The organism is Larkinella bovis, from assembly GCF_042655385.1.
In the GTDB taxonomy this organism is placed as follows: domain Bacteria; phylum Bacteroidota; class Bacteroidia; order Cytophagales; family Spirosomataceae; genus Larkinella; species Larkinella bovis.
The window spans coordinates 595,566-611,835 of the sequence record NZ_JBHSMA010000003.1 but is presented as its reverse complement, the minus strand read 5'-3'; the positions used below and the strand labels follow the sequence as shown (position 1 = coordinate 611,835).

The window sequence follows — 16,270 nt, the reverse complement described above, 5'->3', positions numbered from 1 at the left end:
ATGAAAAAATGGTATCTGATTGCCCGCCTTTGCCTCATTGGCTGCACCGGCTGGTCCGCAGCGGCATCGGCGGCATCTCCTAAAAACGAAAAACCGCTTGTCTGGGTCCACTCGCCCGATGTTCCGTTGCTGAAGAGGCAAAACCAAAACCCGCTGCTGTGCCTTCGGGTGTATATCAGCGAGGGAGCCGCACGGCCTGCATTGGTGAGTATTCAGACACGGCTCAATACCGCAGCCGTGCAGCAAATCGACCACCTGGTATTGTATCAAAAGCTGAGCGAGCCGCACCCGGACACAACGGAGATTCGTACGACCTTCCAGCCGAAAGCCGGTGAGGTCTCCCTGCCGGTCGATTTTTCGCTTAAACAGGGGTGGAATTATATTTGGTTAGGTGCCGTACTGAAACCCAATGCCGACCTGGATAGCCGACCATCGGTAGAACTCCTCGGTTTTACCGACCGTCAAAATGTCGTGTATACCCCATCGAAAAAAACGGGAATTCCCGAAAAGCGAATCGGAATCCGGGTTAGAAAACCGGGTGATGACGGGGTTCATACCTATCGCATTCCCGGCATTGTCCGGACGGCCAAGGGAACGCTGATTGCGGTGTACGACAACCGGTATCACAGCAGTAAGGACCTGCCGGGAAACATTGACATCGGCATGAGCCGGAGTACGGATGGCGGAAAAACCTGGGAACCGATGAAAGTCATCATGGATATGGGCGCTCCGCATGAGAATAACGGCGTCGGCGATCCCACCGTGCTCGTTGACCCCGCTACCGGAAAAATATGGGTGGCTGCGGTTTGGAGCAAAGGAAACCGGGCCATTGCGGGCTCTGAACCGGGTTTGTCCCCCGATGTCTCAGGCCAATTCGTACTCGCCAGCAGCGACGACGACGGCATAACCTGGTCGCCCATTCAGAACATTACCGCCCAGGTGAAGAACCCGAAGTGGCACATCTACTTCAACGGACCGGGCAGCGGGATTGCGATGAAGGACGGCACCCTAGTCTTTCCGTCGCAGTACTGGGATGAAAACACCAAACCGGGGATTCCCCATTCGGCCATTATTTACAGCAAAGACCACGGCAAAACCTGGCACTCGGGAACCGGTGCCCGACGCAATACCACCGAAAGTCAGGTAGTGGAAACCACACCCGGTACGCTGATGCTCAACATGCGCGATAACCGGGGTTTCTACCGGGCGGTCGCCACAACCAGGGACCTCGGCAAGACCTGGCAGGAACATCCCACTTCGTACCACGCGCTGCAGGACCCGATCTGTATGGCCAGCCTGATCAAGGCCCGGGTTCGGGTAAAAGGCCAGCAGCAAGACGTGCTGTTTTTCAGCAATGTAAATACGTCATCCATCGAAGACGCCCGAAAAAACACGACCATCAAAGCCAGCCTGGATCTGGGCGAAACCTGGCTACCCGCCAACGAAGTGTTGCTGGATGAACGATACGGTTACGGCTATTCCAGCCTCGTCCAGCTTGACGAACAGACGATCGGCATCCTGTATGAAGGTAACCGGGAATTGATTTTTCTGCGCATTCCCGTCAAAGATATTATTAAATAGCCTGAACTAGTATGTCATATACGCTTGAAGAACTACAGTCTCTCCGGAGTTTTTACCGGAACCAGCTTCTCGAAAACACCGTCCCGTTCTGGTTTCCCCGCTCGTTTGATCGGGAGCATGGCGGTTTTTTGCTCATGCGCGATGCCGACGGCTCGCTGATCGACGATGATAAAGCCGTCTGGATCCAGGGCCGCGCGACCTGGCTGCTGGCGACCCTGTACAACACCGTCGAGCCCCGGCCGGAATGGCTGGAAGGTGCCCGGTTGGGGTACGATTTTCTGAATACCCATTGCTTTGATAGTGACGGGCGCATGTTTTTTCACGTCGCCCGCGACGGCCGGCCCATCCGGAAAAGGAGGTACTTTTTTTCGGAAACCTTTTATGTCATTGCCGCAGCCGCTTATGCCAAAGCCCTGGCGCAGGCGGGTGATCCGGCTTCTGAAGCCGTTGCCGCTTCGGCGCGAAGCGCATTCGGAAATTGCATTCGCTTTGCTTCCACGCCTGGATTGCTGCCCGCGAAATTTACCGATACCCGCCCGGCGATCGGCATCGGTACTCCAATGATTATGATCAATACCGCCCAACAGTTGCGCGATACGATCGGCGATCCGCGCTGCGACGATTGGATCAGTACCTGGATCGAGCAGATTCAGGAGAAGTTTGTCAAAGACGATATCCGCTGTGTGATGGAACAGGTTGCCCCCGACGGCAGCATCATCGACCACATCGACGGCCGGACCCTGAACCCCGGCCATGCGATAGAAGGCGCCTGGTTTATCCTGCACGAAGCCATGCACCGGAAAGACGACCAGCTGAAAGACCTCGGTTGCCGCATGCTCGATTACATGTGGGAAAGGGGCTGGGATCAGCAGCACGGCGGTATTTTGTACTTCCGGGATGTATTCGGAAAACCGGTTCAGGAATACTGGCAGGATATGAAATTCTGGTGGCCGCACAACGAAACGATTATTGCCACCCTGCTGGCCTTCCTGCTCACCGGCGATGAAAAATACGCCCGCTGGCACCGGATGGTCCACCAGTATGCGTATGATCATTTTCTGGACCAGGCCCACGGCGAATGGTTCGGGTATTTACACCGCGACGGTCGGGTCGCCCAAACCGCCAAAGGCAATCTTTTCAAAGGGCCTTTTCACTTACCGCGGCAGGAATGGTACTGCCTGCAACTACTGGACAATTACCTAAAAACCCACAGCGTGCTCTAACGCGATCTTTTCCACGTATGCATTCTGATATTTCAAGTTTATTCAATCTGGCGGGGAAAACCGCCCTGATCACCGGCGGTTCTTCGGTATTGGGGTATGAAGCAGCCTCCATCCTGGCGGCCGCCGGTTGTGCCGTTTCCCTTACATCCCGCCGTTATGAAAAAGCCGCCCAGGCCGCAACCCAACTTCAACAGATGTACGGCGTTGAGACACTTCCCTTGCAAATGGACCACACGGATCCCGAGCAGGTAGCCGCCTGCGCGCAAGCGTTCCAGGAATGGCGTCCTTCCCTCGATATTCTCGTCAATAATGCGGGCGGTGGGTCCGGCTCCAGTATCGCTTACCTGTTTGAACGCAACCCGAAGGATATCCACAATTCCGTGCAGACCAACCTGACGGGCATAATCTATTGCTGCAAGGAGTTCGGTAAAATCATGGTGGCCCAGAAGTCGGGGAAAATCATCAACATTGCCTCCATCGCCGGACTCATCGGCCGCGACCGCCGGATGTACGAAGCTGCAGGGATGCTGGGACAACCGGTGGATTATGCCGCATCCAAAGCCGGTGTCATCGGACTGACCCGCGATCTGGCCGGTTTTCTCTCCCCTCAGGGGATTCGGGTTAACAGTATTTCACCGGGTGGATTTACCGGCCCCGAACGCCAGCATCATCCGGCGTTTGTAGCAGCCTACAGCGACCGAACCCCGCTAGGGCGAATGGGCAAAGACGGGCAGGATCTGAAGGGCGTCATTCTCTTTCTGGCCTCTCCGGCCTCCGATTATGTAACGGGTCAAAATATCGTCGTAGACGGCGGGTTTTCAACATGGCAGTAACCTACCGAATCGTGGTGGTGGGGCTGGGCTCCATCGGACTGCGGCACGCGCGCTTATTACAGGAACGGGAAGACGTGGCGCTAGAAGTGCTGGAAATAAGTCCGGAAACCGCAACGGCCGCCCAACAGGTTCTCGGTGCGGTGAAAAACCACACGTCCTTTGAGGCAATGCTGGCCACGAAACCGAACATTGTCTGGCTGGCCACCCCAACGCCGTTGCACGCTTCGCAATCCATCCAGGCGCTGGAGGCAGGTGTCCATGTTTTCTGCGAAAAACCCATGACGGCCACGCGGGAAGAAGCCCGGCAGCTTGCTTCGGTGGTCGACCGGACGGGCCTCACCTTTGGCGTGGGCTTCTACCTGCATTTCTGGCGGGGTATGCAATTGCTGAAAGGACTCATCGATCAGGGCAAACTGGGTAACATCCTCCATCTACACGCCCGGGTTGGCACCTACATCACGCTCGTCAACTCCCTGTCCAGATACCAGGCTTATAACCCTGGCTCCCTGTTTTTCGACTATGCGCATCAGATGGACCTGGTCTACTGGCTTTTGAAAAAACGCCCTACGACGGTGTATACGCCCGGGTTTCAGGGCGGAAACCTGGAGTTCAGCGCGGCTCCGAACGTGGCGGATATTATGCTGGAATACGACGCCCCGCTGATCGCCCATATCCACCTGAACTACGTGCAAATGCCGCAGCGGCATTGCTACGAAATTACCGGCGACGAAGGTTGGGCCGTTCTGGATTTTGAACAGAGTCACCTCCGCATCGGGAACCGGCAAGCGCAGGCGGTTGAAACCGTCTCATTTCAGCAGGAACGGGATGATATTTTCCGGGCGGAGCATACGGCGTTTCTGGAAGCTGTCGCGGGGCATCGACAGCCGGAAACATCTGCTGCCGATGGACTGATCTCGACCGCCATCTGCGAGGCCATTCTGCAATCCTGGCAACGTGGGCAAAAGCAGCGAATTTCTTACGAGTAATACGGAGCCGTAGCGAAACCATCCGTTCCTTGCCCGAGCAGTCTGAAACGGGTGGTTTCGCCAATCTATTTCCGGGCTCCAGACCGTCTTCACCCAGAGTCTAATTACCCGTTTACCGGTATTTCAAACCTCCTTTCCTCAAATTTTGCTCTGATTTTCAACCCTTTCCTAAATAAAGCGTTATGCTATAGATACTTTATTCTAGACCTATCGCTCCATTCCATATGGGTATGCGCCTGCCATCCTTCCTGGTTGCCCTCTTTGTAGTGGTGCTCCTGTTTCCTTCGTGCCAGGAAAAAAACAAAATTCGGCCGGGCAATCGGCCGAGGTAGTAAAGGATTATCCGGTGCTTACCCTTACGCCCCGCACCACGACCCTGAACAGTGACTATCCGGCGACGATTGAAGGGCAGCAGGATATCGAAATCCGCCCGAAGATCGACGGTTATATCGAGCAGATTTTTGTCGATGAAGGAGCGACCGTTCGAAAAGGCCAGCCTCTTTTCAAAATAACCGCCCCCCAATATGAACAGGAGGTCAGAACCGCTCAGGCTGCCATCAAAATTGCCCAGGCCGATGTAAACGCGGCCCAGATGGAGGTCAATAAAGTACGGCCACTGGTCGAAAAAAACATCGTCAGCAAATACGTGCTGGAATCGGCTGAGTTTACATTTCAGGCCAAACAGGCCGCCCTGGCCCAGGCGAATGCGACGCTGGCCAACGCCCGGACCAATTTAGGCTATACGAGCGTAACAAGCCCCGCCAACGGGATTGTTGGAATCATTCCGTATAAAATAGGCAGTCTGGTCAATAGCAATACCCCGCAGCCCCTGACGACGGTTTCCAACATCGGGAATATCTATGCCTATTTTTCCATCAACGAAAAACAGGTGCTGGAGTTTTCCAGAAACACCAAAGGCGCTACGACCCAGGCCCGGTTAGCCACCATGCCGCCGGTTTCGCTGATCCTGGCCAACGGCCAGGAATTTCCCAAAAAAGGACGTATCGAAACCACCAGCGGTTCCATCAATACCGAAACCGGGTCCGTTCGAGTGCGGGCCACGTTTCCCAATCCGGGCAACCTCGTCCGCAGTGGGAGCAGCGGGATCGTGCGGATTCCGGTAACGGTTGATTCGGCGATTGTCATCCCGCAAAAAGCCACCTATGAGATCCAGGGCAAAACGTTTGTCTACCTGGTAGAATCGAATGGAACCGTGCAGAGTAGCGCCATCAGCGTGATGCAAAATAATGATGGGCGCTTCTTTATTGTGCAGCAGGGATTACGACCCGGTCAGCAGATTGTTCTGGAAGGTGTCGCTACGCTACGGGAAGGGGCCTCCATCAAGCCCAGGGCGGTTAATAGCGATAGCGTATACCGGCAACCGGCTCACTAAAAGGCTATTGACATTTTTTAGCTCCATCAGAAATCATGTTCAATCGCTTTATCGATCAGCCGGTCCTCTCCACCGTCATTTCCATTCTCATCGTGATTCTGGGGGCGCTGGGGCTGCTTTCCCTGCCGGTTTCCCAATACCCCGAAATTGCGCCCCCGACGGTTGTGGTTTCCACCTCCTACCAGGGAGCCAATGCGGATGTGGTGCTCAACAGCGTGGTCATTCCCCTGGAAGAAGAGATCAACGGGGTGGAGAATATGACTTACATGACGTCTTCGGCCGGGAACGACGGCACGGCCCGGATAACGATCAATTTCAAATTGGGCACCAACCCGGATCTGGCATCGGTCAACGTTCAAAACCGGGTGGCTCGCGCCACGCCCCAGTTGCCCCAGGAAGTCACCCGGTCCGGCGTGACAACCGCCAAAAGCCAGAGCAGTAACCTGGTTATTTTTTCGCTTTACAGCGACAACCCGGCCTATGATCAGACCTTTCTGCAGAACTATGCGGAAATCAATCTGGTGCCGCTGATCAAACGCGTCACCGGTGTGGGCGAAGCAACCGCCTTCGGGCGCATGGACTACTCGATGCGGATCTGGCTAAAACCGGATGTAATGGCAACGTATGGCCTTATTCCCAATGACATCAGCGCGGCCCTGGCCGAACAAAACATTGAAGCCGCCCCCGGGCAATTCGGCGAGCAGGGACAGCAATCGTTCCAGTATGTTATCAAATACCGGGGGCGGCTGAGGGATGCCCGCGAATTCGAACAGGTTGTGATTAAGGCCACCGAGAACGGACAAATTTTACGCCTGAAAGATATTGCCCGCATCGAGTTGGGAGCCCTGAGTTACGCCAGCACGACCACCACCAATGGCAAACCTTCGGTGGGCGTAGCGATCAGCCAAACCGCCGGTTCGAATGCCAAAGAGGTGATTGAAGGCAGTTTGCGGGTACTGCAGGAAGCGGCCCGGTCGTTTCCCAAAGGCATTCAATACGTGACGCTGGTCAATGCCAATGACTTTCTGGATGCCTCCATCGAGAAGGTCATTCACACCCTGATCGAAGCCTTTCTGCTGGTGTTTCTGGTCGTATTCGTGTTTCTGCAGGACTTCCGCTCGACCCTCATTCCGGCGATTGCCGTACCGGTCGCCATTGTCGGCACGTTTTTCTTCCTGAGTTTATTCGGTTTCACCATCAACCTGCTGACCTTGTTTGCGATGGTTCTGGCCATCGGAATTGTGGTGGATGATGCCATTGTTGTCGTGGAGGCCGTCCATGCCAAACTGGACCAGGGTTACACCTCGGCGCTCAAAGCCACCAAAGACGCCATGCATGAAATATCCGGGGCTATCATTTCCATTACCCTGGTTATGGCTGCGGTTTTTGTGCCGGTGAGCTTCATTTCGGGCTCCGCCGGGGTCTTCTACAAGCAGTTTGGCCTTACGCTGGCCATCGCCATCATCCTCTCGGCGGTGAATGCATTGACCCTGAGCCCGGCGTTATGCGCCCTGTTTCTGAAACCGCATCCGGCCAACGCCCATAAAAAGAAGAGTATGCTGCAACGGTTCTACGGCTGGTTTAACCGAACGTTCGAAAGAACGACGGCCCGATACCACCAGTCGGTTTCCTTCCTGATTCGGAAACAATGGATGGCCTGGACCATCCTGGCGGCCTTTGCCGGACTCTTCTATTATTTGATGCAAACGACCCCAAAAGCCTTTGTACCCAATGAAGATATCGGCTCCATCATGGCCGACATTGCCCTGCCTCCTTCTGCGTCTACCGAACGAACCGATGTCATTGCCAACCAGGTGGAAGCCATCGGTCGTGGTATTCCGGAAATTGAGAATATCTTAAAAATTACCGGACGGGGAATGATCAGCGGGACCGGCAGCAATTATGGCATGCTGGTGATGCGGCTGAAGCCCTGGGACCAGCGGGGCGGGAAAGGACAGGATGTGCAATCGCTGATCGGCCAGCTCTTCGCCAAAACCAGTGGAATCCGCGACGCCAAAATCATCTTTTTTGCGCCCCCGACCATTCAGGGGTTTGGGAGCTCGGGCGGTTTCGAGTTTCAATTGCAAAACAAGAGCGGCCGGGATATTGCCACTTTTTCAAAAATCGGCAATGATTTCCTGGCGGCTTTGAATCAACGCCCCGAAATCCAGTTTGCATCGACAGCCTTCAACGTCAACTTTCCGCAATACCAGATTGATGTGGATGTGGCGAAAGCGAAAGTCGCCGGCTTAACCGTTAACGACATTTTAAGTACCATGCAGGGGTACTACGGGGGCGTCTACGCGTCCAACTTCAACCAGTTTGGCAAACAATTCCGGGTCATGTACCAGTCCGAAGCCGCGTTCCGGGCCAATCCGGAAGGGCTGAGTAACATTTACGTCCGGAATGCTGCCGGAACCATGGCCCCCATCACGGGCTTTATCCGGATGGAAAGGGTCTACGGACCACAGGCGATTTCGCGGTTTAACCTCTTTACGTCCATTGGCGTTACCGGCTCCCCCAATGCCGGCTACAGTTCCGGGGACGCCATCCGCGCGATTGAAGAAGTGGCCGCCCAAACGCTGCCGATCGGGTACGGCTATGAATTTTCGGGCATGACGCGGGAAGAGATTTCGGCGGGCGGCCAAACGGGTTTTATTTTCCTGCTGGTCGTGCTGTTTGTTTACCTGCTGCTCTGCGCCCAGTACGGAAGTTATATCCTGCCTTTTGCGGTTTTGCTGTCCTTGCCCATCGGTCTGGCGGGGGCCTTCCTATTTGCGAGTCTGTTTGGAATCAGCAACAACATTTATTTACAAATCACCTTGATCATGCTGATCGGTCTGCTGGCAAAAAACGCCATTCTGATTGTGGAGTTTGCGGTGGAACGCCGGCGGCATGGCATGGGCCTGGTCCAGGCGGCCCTGGAAGGAGCCGAGGCCCGTTTGCGGCCCATCCTGATGACCTCCTTTGCCTTTATTCTGGGACTGGTTCCGCTGATGCTCTCAACCGGTGCGGGTGCCATCGGGAACCGTTCCATTGGCACCGGCGCTGTCGGCGGTATGTTAATCGGGACCCTGCTGGGGGTGTTTGTCATTCCGGTTTTGTACGTTGTCTTCCAGGCCCTGCAGGAACGAATCAGTGGGGCTCCGCAAGCACCGCTGACCGAGCCCAACAATACGGAACCGGCGAAAGGCGTCCAGCGGACCACGCATTAACAAGCTACTCAATGATTCCACCACAGGGTTTTACGACAGCGAACATGGACCAAAAAAAATGGCGGCTCCTGCTTTTTGTTTTTCTCTCGGGTCTGGTGGTAGCCTCGTGTAAGGTAACGCAGCCGTACCGGCCAGCCGACGTCCGGACGGCTGATCTTTACCGGGATGTTGCCACGACCGACACCAGCACGATCGCTACCTTACCCTGGCAGGAGCTGTTTACCGATACGCTCTTACAACAATTGATTCGGGAAGGCATCCGTCGGAATCTGGACCTGCAGGCCGCCTATACCCGGATTCAGCAGGCGGAGGCCTATTATCAGCAGAGTCTGGCGGTTTTTTATCCGACCTTGAATGGTACGGTCGGGGTGACCGAGTCCCGGCTTTCGGAAGCCCAGGGGTTTGGCATCCGGACCAGTGCCACGCAATACCAGTTAGGCGTATCGACCGCCTGGGAAGCCGACATTTGGGGCCGGTTACGCAGCAACCGCCGGGCCAGCCGGGCCAGCCTGTTGCAATCGGAAGCCGGCGCACGGGCCGTGCAAACGAGTTTGTTAACCAATATTGCCAATTATTATTACCAGCTTTTAGCCCTGGACCAGCAACTGCTCATTACCCGGCAGACCGTGGTGAATTGGGATACGACAGTACAGACCATGCGTTCCCTGAAAGAAGCCGCCATTGTTACCGAAGCCGCCGTCGTACAAAGCGAAGCCCAGCGCTATGTGGCCGAAGTCACGTTGCCCGACCTGAAACAGCGCATTCGGGAAACCGAAAATGCGTTAAGCGTTTTACTGGGTTCGCCCCCAGCCAGGATTGCACGGAGTACGCTGGCCGACCAGAAAACCCTACCGGTTTTGCAAACCGGCCTCCCGGCCCAGCTGTTAGCCAACCGGCCCGACGTGCAACAGGCGGAACAGAACTATCGGTATTATTTTGAATTAACCAATGTGGCCCGCGCTTCCTTTTATCCGTCGTTGACCCTTTCCGGTTCGGCCGGTTTTTCGTCGCTGGGTCTGGTTGATTTATTAAATCCGGTGTCGATAGCCGCCAGCATTGGCGCGGGTCTGGCGCAGCCGATTTTCAACCAGCGGCTGAACCGAACCCGTCTGGCCGTTGCCCAGGCGCAGCAGCAGGAAGCGGCCCTAACTTTCCAGAACACGCTCCTGACGGCCGGGCAGGAAGTCTCGAACGCGTTGTTCCTGCACGAAACGGCGCTCGAAAAAATACAAATCCGGACCAATCAGATGGTCGCTCTCCGGAAGTCCGTCGACTATTCGCAGGAATTGCTGCGGAACGGATTTGCCAATTATACCGAGGTGATAACGGCCCGCCAGAGTCTGCTCCAGGCCGAACTGGGCGGGATAAACGACCAGTTGCAGCGGCTGCAATCGGTCGTAAACCTGTACCGCTCGCTGGGCGGAGGCTGGCGCTGAATTCGCGGTCGCGCCGGAATGAAAATAACCTTGCCCTATCTCCTGGCATCCCGTCAGGCCGGAAAACTGCAGACGGCAGATTTCTCTCCCTACAATCAACTCTGGGATTGCTTGGGACGAACAGTCTTCATCTGAATGACATCCACTAGAAAGGCGAAGGCCATTGAAAAATAGATATATCCTTTCGGAATCACCACATGCAGCCCTTCGGCCACCAGCGACATCCCGATGATTAACAGGAAACACAGGGCCAAAATCTTGAAGGAAGGATGCCGCGCGATAAAGGTAGCAATCGGTCTGGAAGCGATCAGCATTATTACCACGGTTACAATCACGGCCGTGTACATCACCCAGAGTTCATCGACCATCCCCACCGCCGTAATAATAGAGTCAATGGAAAACACGAGATCCAAAATCAGCACCTGAATTAATAAGTCCCGAAAGGACGATTTATCCATCGCCGGCGCATTAGCATCATCCCCTAATTCGGCTTTATGGTAAATTTCTTTCGTACTCTTATAGATGAGAAATAACCCCCCGAGGAGTAAAATCAGCCCTTTCCCGCTGATGTCAATGCCCGCCACCACAAACAGGGTTTGATCAAGTTGCATAATCCAGGCGATAAGCGCCAGGAGCGCCAGCCGCATAACCATCGAGAGGCCAATGCCCCAGTATCGTAACCGGTCCCGTTGATCAGGAGGAAGCTTGTCGGCCAGAATGGAAATAAAAATGATGTTATCAATACCCAGGATGGTTTCCAGAACAATCAGCGTAAACAGCGGAACAATGTTATCAGCAAAGGGCATGGACTTGACGAGTTAGTAAGGTTTATCAATTACGGCATTATTGGTATATAAACTGTGTTTTGTGCCGGGTGTTCAGGCAACTCAATGAATGGAAGCAGAACCTGCTGAACAAAGGAATGACCCCGTTGCCACCACCCTGCCGACAGCCCGGGTTAGTCAAGGCCGGGGAAACTACCTGTTCTAACGCAAAACCCAGCCTGTGTTCCGGTGGACTGGAGTTTTTATACGTTTATCTTCCAGGGGACGCCTTTTACGAGTCCCCTGGAAGATAAACCAGATCATTTCACAATACGCCCTTCTTTCCAGTAAATTTCGCCGTGTCCGTCGGAAAAATTACGTGTGGTGATCAGCACCGGTGTGGAAAAAATACGAAGAATGAAGGGACACGGGAGCGGTTTATGGACCCGTGGGGGCGTTGTCACCTCGGGCGAGAGTTTACAGAGGATCGGGGAATCCATAAGCCGCCGTTAGCACCGGAAATCTTATCGGCACGAATTCCCTTTTTCGGAACCAAGCCCGTCGTCTTTCGATCGAGAGGGTCTGGTTCCGAAAAACGGTTGTCCAAAGGGAAAACTTCAAAAGGAGCTCATGGGTCGTGATGCCTGCGTTAAACCACTGCCGTCATTTCCTTGCGTTCGCCGATTTGTTGCCGCCACATGGCGTAGTACAACCCTTTTTGTTCCAGTAAGCCGGCATGACCGCCCTGCTCGGCAACGTGCCCTTTTTCCAGGACGAAAATCCGGTCGGCGTGCAGAATCGTGCTCAGACGGTGGGCAATCAGAATGGTGATGTGCTGCCGCGAACCCGACAGTTGCCGGACGGTTTTTCCGATTTCTTCCTCCGTGAGCGAATCCAGCGCCGAGGTGGCTTCATCGAACACCAGCAGGGTCGGACGGCGCAACAGGGCGCGGGCAATGCTCAGCCGTTGTTTTTCACCGCCCGAAACCTTAACCCCGCCCTCACCAATCACGGTATCGAGTCCCTGCGGGGCACGGCTCAGGAGCGAGTCGGCAGCGGCCTGTCGCAGGGCAGTCAGGCATTCCTCATCCGTGGCATTCGGGGCCACAAAGCGCAGGTTTTCGCGGATGGTTCCGGCAAAGAGTTGGGTATCCTGCGTCACAAAACCGATCTGTTCGCGCAATTCATCCAGATCGACTTCGGCTCCGGGAATGCCGTTGTACAGAATCTGCCCCGCCATTGGGGAATACAAACCGACCAACAACTTGACCAGCGTGGTTTTGCCCGAACCCGACGGCCCCACAAACGCGATGGTTTCGCCCAGTTTGACGTCGAACGAAATACCGTCGAGCGCCGGTTTTTCGGCCGAAAGGTGCTTGAATCGCACGTTGTCGAAGGCCAGCGTCTGAATTTTCCGGACGGGTTGCGGATGCGCCGGTTTTACATCGCGGGGCGTATCCAGAATCTGTTGAAAATTGGCCAGGGAAGCCTCCGTTTCCCGGTACACATTGATGATGTTACCCAACTCCTGCAGGGGCCCGAAAATGGCGAAAGAGTAAATAAACAGCGAGAAAAACTCGCCGACCGTAATCCGTTCCTGCACCACCAGAAACAGCATCATCAGCATGATGGCATTCCGGAGCAGGTTCACGAACGTCCCCTGCACGAACGAGAGCGAGCGCACGTAACGCACTTTCTTGAGTTCCAGCCGCAGGATTTTGTCGGTCGTCGCGTTCAGTCGCTCGGTTTCCTGCTGGGCCAGCCCGAGGCTTTTCACCAGTTCGATGTTGCGCAGGCTTTCGGTAGTCGAACCGGCCAGCGCCGTAGTTTCAGCCACGATATTCTTCTGGACCACTTTGATTTTTTTGCTCAGCAACGAGCTAACAAAACCGAGCAGCGGAATGGTCAGAAAGTAAACGGGCGCAATCGGCCAGTAGACCGTGCTGGCGTACCACATGACGAACACAATGCCGACTACCGACGTAAACAGCACGTTGACAAACGACTGGATGAGTTTCTCGACATCCGTCCGTACTTTCTGGAGTTTGCCCAGGGTTTCGCCCGAACGCTGATCTTCAAACACCTGATACGGCAAATCCAGCGAATGACGCAAACCGTCGGAATACAACTGCGCGCCCAGCCGCTGCGTGATGACGTTGACGTAATAATCCTGGAAGTTTTTGGCAATCCGGCTGACCATCGCGACGCCCAGCGCCTGCAAAATCAGCAGGCCGGCGCCGTCGCTCAGGAAGCTCACAAAATCCAGCCGCTGAATAGCCGAACCCGGTTTGACAACGTACTGGTCGATGATCTTCCGAAAAATATACGGATCGAGCAGCGAGAAAATCTGATTAATTGCCGCCAGCAGCAGGGCCAGCATGAGCAGGGGCCAGTAATGGCGCAAATAACTGTAAAGCAGCTTCATAGGCTAAAATAAGGTTGGCGCCGGCCGGTTCGGAAGTCCGTGCATGGTCGATGGTTCCTGGTTCTGGCCACGAACAGAACCGGATTCCTTAACGAGAAACAATCCCCTATTGCACGCTCCGCAAGCGGTTTTCCCGCTGAAACTGTTTGATCAGTTTGGTGTTTCCGGCCAGCCAGATAACATCGCCGGCGAGGAAAAAGGTCGTTGATTCCGGATTTAAAATGCGGGTTCCCTTGCGCTCGATCCCGACAATAAGCCCCTGGGTAATTTCACGAATACCGGATTCGCGAATGCATTTGCCAACAAACGGAAAAGAATCGTCCACGGCGATTTTCTGGAGGGAAATTTCCTGTACGGGCGTCACCGGAGCCTTGCTGGCGGGTGCCGGTTCGATCAGTTTGCTGAATTGTTCGAGTTGCTGATCCGTCCCGATCACGGCAATTTTATCCCCGGGAAACAGGCGCTCGTTCCGGCCTGGCACCAGCATCGTCATGCTGCCCCGCGCAATGGAAATGATGTTGACGCCGTATTTTTCCCGCAAGGCCAGTTCGGCCAGCGTGAACCCCACCCCCGGCGATTCGGCGCTGACTTCAAAATAAGACAAGTGTGCATCCCAGGGCAGCAGGTTACGGCCCATGCGGGTTTCCTGGTAAATCTGGCGCGCATGCAGATTCAGCAAAAACCGGTTTTCGATCAGGTCATAAATCAGCGGCAGGCGATTGCCCAGCACCAGCCAGAGACCGGCGGCTACCACCAGGAAAAACAGAATAATACTGACCGAGAAAAACTGTTGCAGCAGCAGCAACACCAGCCCCAGGCCAATGATGCCCCGCGTAATGGCGAGCGTCACCAGCGGCCCCCGGTACGAGCGTCGCTCGGTCCAGAGCCGGGTATAAACCGGCTGGTTGATGCGCTTCAGCACCAGAGCCCACAGGAAGGGCGCCATCAGCACGAAGGATAGAAAACCGGCCAGTGTCAGCGCCCACGAGCCGGTAGCCAGATGTTCCGTCACCAGCGGCAGCAGCCACTGCGACGAGATCAGAATGATACCCAGAATAACGGCGGTATTGACGATGATGATCTGAATGTGTTCGCGCAGCAACTGGTACCAGTCGCTGACGCTGCCGATGGTCTGCGCCCCGGAACTGTAACTGCTCAGAAACAGCTTGGTTCGCGGACTCAACCGGCGGTCCAGCCAGCTGTAGATCGGCCCGGCCGCCCGGATCATATACGGCGTCGTAAAGGCCGTCAGGGCCGAAACCGCGACGGCAATGGGGTACAGAAATTCGCTGGTCACTTTCAGGTTCAGGCCGAGCGTGGCAATGATGAACGAAAACTCCCCGATCTGCGCCAGACTAAACCCGGTTTGCAGGGATTGCTTCAACGGTTGTCCGACCAGCAACGCACCCACCGTCACGTTCAATGCTTTCCCAACAATGACGACGACCGTAATAAGGGCAATCGGTCCGGCGTATTGAGCCAGCAGGGCCGGGTCGATCAACATGCCGACGGACACGAAAAAAACCGCCCCGAACAGGTCTTTGATGGCGGTCAGCAGGTGTTCGATGCGTTCGGCATAGATGGTTCCGGCCAGAATGGAGCCCATAATAAACGCTCCCAGGGCGGGCGAAAAACCGACACGGGTGGCCACCACGACCATGAGCAGACAAAGCGCCAGGGAGATAATCAGGAGGGTTTCGTCGGTAATGAATTTCCGGCTGCTGCGCAGAAACGAAGGGACCAGAAAAATACCGCCCACAAACCAGATGACCAGGAAAAAGGCCAGCTTCATGATGGCAACCAGCATGTCGGTGCTGAAAAACTGCTCACTGACGGCCAGCGTCGAAAGCAAAACGAGCAGTAAAACCGCCACAATGTCTTCAATCACCAGAATTCCGAACACAATACCGGCAAACTGCTGGGTTTTGATGCCCAGTTCTTCGAACGCCCGGATGATGATGGTAGTGGATGAAATACAGACAATCCCGCCCAGAAAAATGCTGTCCATGGTCGACCAGCCGAGGCAGAGGCCGGTCAGATATCCCAGCAGAATCATGGCCCCAATCTCGAACACCCCCGTCATGGAAGCTGTGCCGCCTACTTTGACCAGTTTTTTAAGATTGAACTCCAAACCCAGACTGAACAGCAGCACAATCACGCCGATGTCGGCCCAGATACGGATGGTAGTCGGGTCAGAAATCGTCGGAAATAGCGAAAATTGGGGGCCCACCAGCACGCCCGCCAGGATGTAGCCCAGCACGAGGGGTTGTTTGAGCCATTTGAAAAGTAGAGTCGTAACGGCTGCGGTCCCCAAAATGATGGCAAGATCAATGATCAGGTTTGGTAAATGCGCCATATCTGGAAAAATCGTATTTTTCAGCCTCCTGTCGCCGGCCGAAGGAGTGGATGCTTAC

General features: G+C 55.0%; 11 protein-coding genes. 7 read left to right on the top strand and 4 right to left on the bottom strand.

What is annotated here, in order from left to right:
• The 7 genes from ACFPMF_RS13645 to ACFPMF_RS13615 all read left to right on the top strand — a co-directional run bounded on the left by ACFPMF_RS13645 (position 1) and on the right by ACFPMF_RS13615 (position 10,667).
• On the top strand, positions 1–1,581 hold the full coding sequence (locus tag ACFPMF_RS13645) for an exo-alpha-sialidase (RefSeq protein WP_379845767.1): 1,581 nt from the start codon (positions 1–3) through the stop codon (positions 1,579–1,581).
• Positions 1,582–1,592: 11 nt separating this feature from the next.
• Complete coding sequence (locus tag ACFPMF_RS13640) at positions 1,593–2,804, top strand: AGE family epimerase/isomerase (RefSeq protein ID WP_379845764.1); 1,212 nt, start codon at positions 1,593–1,595, stop codon at positions 2,802–2,804.
• A 17-nt stretch (positions 2,805–2,821) separates the two neighbouring features.
• A complete protein-coding gene (locus tag ACFPMF_RS13635) occupies positions 2,822–3,637 on the top strand; it encodes an SDR family NAD(P)-dependent oxidoreductase (protein ID WP_379845761.1) in 816 nt (271 codons plus the stop codon).
• Positions 3,628–4,623, top strand: coding sequence for a Gfo/Idh/MocA family protein (locus ACFPMF_RS13630; protein ID WP_379845757.1), 996 nt, complete (start codon positions 3,628–3,630; stop codon positions 4,621–4,623). Before ACFPMF_RS13635 ends, ACFPMF_RS13630 begins: the two co-directional genes overlap by 10 nt.
• A 286-nt stretch (positions 4,624–4,909) precedes the next feature.
• Positions 4,910–6,016, top strand: a complete 1,107-nt coding sequence (locus tag ACFPMF_RS13625) for an efflux RND transporter periplasmic adaptor subunit (RefSeq protein ID WP_379845754.1) — start codon at positions 4,910–4,912, stop codon at positions 6,014–6,016.
• Between the two features lie 35 nt (positions 6,017–6,051).
• Positions 6,052–9,231: an efflux RND transporter permease subunit gene (locus ACFPMF_RS13620; protein ID WP_379845751.1), complete on the top strand. Its 3,180-nt coding sequence runs from the start codon at positions 6,052–6,054 to the stop codon at positions 9,229–9,231.
• An 11-nt stretch (positions 9,232–9,242) separates the two neighbouring features.
• Complete coding sequence (locus ACFPMF_RS13615) at positions 9,243–10,667, top strand: efflux transporter outer membrane subunit (protein WP_379845749.1); 1,425 nt, start codon at positions 9,243–9,245, stop codon at positions 10,665–10,667.
• A gap of 95 nt (positions 10,668–10,762) precedes the next feature.
• On the opposite strand, the gene ACFPMF_RS13610 is transcribed toward ACFPMF_RS13615, so the two are convergent.
• The 4 genes from ACFPMF_RS13610 to ACFPMF_RS13595 form a co-directional block, all read right to left on the bottom strand.
• Positions 10,763–11,473 (bottom strand): TerC family protein, encoded by a 711-nt coding sequence (locus tag ACFPMF_RS13610; protein WP_379845746.1) that lies wholly within the window; start codon positions 11,471–11,473, stop codon positions 10,763–10,765.
• Between the two features lie 278 nt (positions 11,474–11,751).
• Positions 11,752–11,931 (bottom strand): hypothetical protein, encoded by a 180-nt coding sequence (locus ACFPMF_RS13605; RefSeq protein ID WP_379845744.1) that lies wholly within the window; start codon positions 11,929–11,931, stop codon positions 11,752–11,754.
• A 149-nt stretch (positions 11,932–12,080) separates the two neighbouring features.
• Complete coding sequence (locus ACFPMF_RS13600; protein WP_379845741.1) at positions 12,081–13,856, bottom strand: ABC transporter ATP-binding protein; 1,776 nt, start codon at positions 13,854–13,856, stop codon at positions 12,081–12,083.
• Between the two features lie 106 nt (positions 13,857–13,962).
• The gene (locus tag ACFPMF_RS13595; RefSeq protein ID WP_379845738.1) at positions 13,963–16,212 is read right to left on the bottom strand and encodes a monovalent cation:proton antiporter family protein; all 2,250 of its coding nucleotides are present in this window, start codon (positions 16,210–16,212) and stop codon (positions 13,963–13,965) included.
• Between the last annotated feature and the right edge of the window lie 58 nt (positions 16,213–16,270).

Excerpts from the sequence above, each read along its gene's own strand:
- ACFPMF_RS13600 (WP_379845741.1), bottom strand. The coding sequence starts at position 13,856 with ATGAAGCTGCTTTACAGTTATTTGCGCCATTACTGGCCCCTGCTCATG.
- ACFPMF_RS13630 (WP_379845757.1), top strand. The coding sequence starts at position 3,628 with ATGGCAGTAACCTACCGAATCGTGGTGGTGGGGCTGGGCTCCATCGGA.
- ACFPMF_RS13620 (WP_379845751.1), top strand. The coding sequence starts at position 6,052 with ATGTTCAATCGCTTTATCGATCAGCCGGTCCTCTCCACCGTCATTTCC.
- ACFPMF_RS13635 (WP_379845761.1), top strand. The coding sequence starts at position 2,822 with ATGCATTCTGATATTTCAAGTTTATTCAATCTGGCGGGGAAAACCGCC.
- ACFPMF_RS13610 (WP_379845746.1), bottom strand. The coding sequence starts at position 11,473 with ATGCCCTTTGCTGATAACATTGTTCCGCTGTTTACGCTGATTGTTCTG.
- ACFPMF_RS13615 (WP_379845749.1), top strand. The coding sequence starts at position 9,243 with ATGATTCCACCACAGGGTTTTACGACAGCGAACATGGACCAAAAAAAA.
- ACFPMF_RS13605 (WP_379845744.1), bottom strand. The coding sequence starts at position 11,931 with ATGGATTCCCCGATCCTCTGTAAACTCTCGCCCGAGGTGACAACGCCC.
- ACFPMF_RS13595 (WP_379845738.1), bottom strand. The coding sequence starts at position 16,212 with ATGGCGCATTTACCAAACCTGATCATTGATCTTGCCATCATTTTGGGG.
- ACFPMF_RS13640 (WP_379845764.1), top strand. The coding sequence starts at position 1,593 with ATGTCATATACGCTTGAAGAACTACAGTCTCTCCGGAGTTTTTACCGG.
- ACFPMF_RS13645 (WP_379845767.1), top strand. The coding sequence starts at position 1 with ATGAAAAAATGGTATCTGATTGCCCGCCTTTGCCTCATTGGCTGCACC.